The 2,600-nt window shown below is 63.6% G+C and carries 4 protein-coding genes; 1 reads left to right on the top strand and 3 read right to left on the bottom strand.

The features are described 5' to 3' along the window. The 3 genes from WA702_RS09585 to WA702_RS09575 form a co-directional block, all read right to left on the bottom strand. Window positions 1-1,137 (bottom strand): molybdopterin cofactor-binding domain-containing protein (locus WA702_RS09585; protein ID WP_425110279.1); only part of this gene is annotated, 1,137 nt, incomplete at its 3' end. Between the two features lie 10 nt (window positions 1,138-1,147). Further along, window positions 1,148-1,612, bottom strand: coding sequence for a (2Fe-2S)-binding protein (locus WA702_RS09580; RefSeq protein WP_425110278.1), 465 nt, complete (start codon window positions 1,610-1,612; stop codon window positions 1,148-1,150). Window positions 1,613-1,876: 264 nt separating this feature from the next. After that, window positions 1,877-2,032: a hypothetical protein gene (locus WA702_RS09575; protein WP_425110277.1), complete on the bottom strand. Its 156-nt coding sequence runs from the start codon at window positions 2,030-2,032 to the stop codon at window positions 1,877-1,879. A gap of 399 nt (window positions 2,033-2,431) precedes the next feature. On the opposite strand from WA702_RS09575, the gene WA702_RS09570 reads away from it, so the two are divergent. Further along, a partial coding sequence (locus WA702_RS09570) for a PepSY domain-containing protein (RefSeq protein WP_425110280.1) occupies window positions 2,432-2,600 on the top strand: 169 nt, incomplete at its 3' end.

Here is a 2,600-nt window from a genome sequence, read left to right as displayed (position 1 = left end):
CGAAACGATCTGCGTGCCGGTCCAGACCTCGCAGCTATCGGGCTTCAGGTGCACGGTGCAGTTGATCGGCTCCATGGTCGCGTGCGCCAGGAACGGCAGCTCATAGGAGGCTTCGATCCGCTCGCCGGCCGCGAGGGCCTTGCCGACGTCGCCGGTGGTCTTGGCGATGACGCCGTCCTTCTCGCTGGCGCTGCGCAGGTCGCGCCAGATATCCTCGGTGCTGAGCAAGGCGTGAGCGCCCTCGTCCCAATCGATCTTGAGCGCGTCGACGCCCTTCTTGGCGGCCCACATGTGGTCGCCGACAACAGCGACCATGTCGTCGAGCACGACGACCTGCCGCACGCCTACGACCTTCTGCGCCGCCGTGTCATCGACCTTGCCGACCTTGCCGCCGAACACGGGACACGCCACCACGGTTGCGAACTTCATGTCCGGCAGCATCGCGTCGATGCCGTAGACCGCCTTGCCGTTGGTCTTATCAGGCGTATCGAAGCGCTTCAGCGGCTGGCCGATGTAGACGAAATCCTTGGGGTCCTTGAGCGGCACATCCTTGGGAACCGTCTCGCCGCGCGCGGCGTCCACCAGCGCGCCGTAGCCGAGCCTGCGTCCGCTGTCCGCATGCACCACTTCGCTTTTCGACGTGGTGCAGCTTGCCGACGTCACCTGCCACTGCGCCGCGGCGGCCTGCACCAGCACCGCCCGCGCGCTGGCGCCGGCCGCACGCAGCGTCTTCCACCAGGCCCGAATCGAATTCGAGTTGCCGGTGACCTGAAGGCCGAACACCGGATTGCCGTAGAGCTTGTCGTTCGGCGGCGCATGCTCGAGCGTCACCTTCGCGATGTCGGCGTCGAGCTCCTCGGCCAGGATCATTGCGATCGCGGTGTAGACGCCCTGCCCCATCTCGACCTGCGGCATCACCAGCGTGGTGCGGCCATCGGCATCGATACGAATGAAGGCGTTGGGGGCGAAATGAGTTTCGGTATTGTCGGGATCGTCAGGCGGCTGCACCGGCTCGTTGGTGGCGCGCACCGGGAGATGGAAGGCGACCAGCACGCCGGCCGCGAGACCGCCAGTCAGCAGGCTGCGACGGGAAATACTGGGATGGGCGACGTCGGCAAACTTGTCGAACAGCTTCATGGCGCGTGCCTCACGACTGCCGGCCGGATGCCGCCTGCCTGATGGCGGCGCGAATCCGCACATAGGTCCCACAGCGGCAGATGTTGCCGGCCATCGCAGCGTCGATGTCGGAATCATCGGGATTCGGCGTCGCTGTCAGCAGCGCCGCCGCCGCCATGATCTGGCCCGACTGGCAGTAGCCGCACTGGATCACCTCGAGGTCGAGCCAGGCCTTCTGCACCCGCGCACCCGCTTGCGTCGCGCCGATGCCTTCGATCGTCGTGATCGGCCGGTCGCGCACTGCGCTGACCGGCAACACGCAGGAACGCACCGGCTTGCCGTCGATATGCACCGTGCAGGCGCCACATTGCGCGATGCCGCAGCCGAACTTCGTGCCGGTCATGCCGATCATGTCGCGCAACACCCACAGCAGCGGCATATCGGGCGGCGCATTGACGGACACCTGCTCGCCATTGATCGTCAGTGTGGTTGCCATGAGTATCCCCTCGAACCCAGCCGCCGCCTTCGCGGCCACAGCGTCACATGCGGTCGCCACCATGCACGAAGCCGCACGCCGGCTTCGTATGACACTCGTCATTTCACGTTGAGGACGGATGTCGCGTCACGATCGGTTGATGGCTGTGATAGAGTTCGGGGAGAGCCGGGTTCTTTCAACTTCGCACGATCTTTGCCTTGGAGACCGATGCGGACTCGGCGGCGCATGCTCCGCGCGAGCCCGCGGCCTCATCCCCGCAGCCAGCTATTCCGACACCGGCACGCCGAAGGTGTTCAGGATCACTGACACCATGCAACAGATGCCGATCAGACAGGACAACTCGCAGATATTGATGAAGCCCTTGTGGGCCTCGATGCCGCTCGTCATGTCGTCGTAGAGCGGCTTCTGCTCGTCGGTCAATTCGGCCGGGCTCACAATCGGCGGGGATGGGGATCAATCTCCTGTTGAAACGATTTGCAAGCCGTCAACCCTGAGGCGGGCGGACAAGTGAGTTCGCGTGACGGCCATGCGACACCAGCTTGACGCGCGATGCGCTATACTTGTGGGCGAATTGACTTAGTTCGCGGCATCGCAATGGCGACGTTCAAGCCGACGAGATCATCAGCCAATGTAGAACAATACCAAACTACGAAGCCGCAGCGCGATTGCCAGGCCGGGCATCATTTCGCTAAGAGCACGGGATGCGCATGAGCGTCGTGCGTACCGCGTTGAAGTTCACGTCAATCCCGGGATGGCGGATCTTGATAGCGCTTCACATCGACTGATCGAGATGCTTCCTTCCGCATGTTGCTTCCGTTCATGACCAAGTCCGCGATCAAGGCCACGTTGCTGCAGGTCCATTCCATCGTCGGCCTTGTATTCGCGCTGCAGTTGACCGTGATCGCGCTCACCGGCGTGACGATGAGTTTCGAAGATGAAATCCAGGCTAGCCTGAACGCAGGCATCAGCCGTGTGGAGGCGCGCCAGG

Source organism: Bradyrhizobium sp., assembly GCF_049798375.1.
Taxonomy (GTDB): domain Bacteria; phylum Pseudomonadota; class Alphaproteobacteria; order Rhizobiales; family Xanthobacteraceae; genus Bradyrhizobium.
This window is presented reverse-complemented; position numbering and strand designations above follow the sequence as displayed.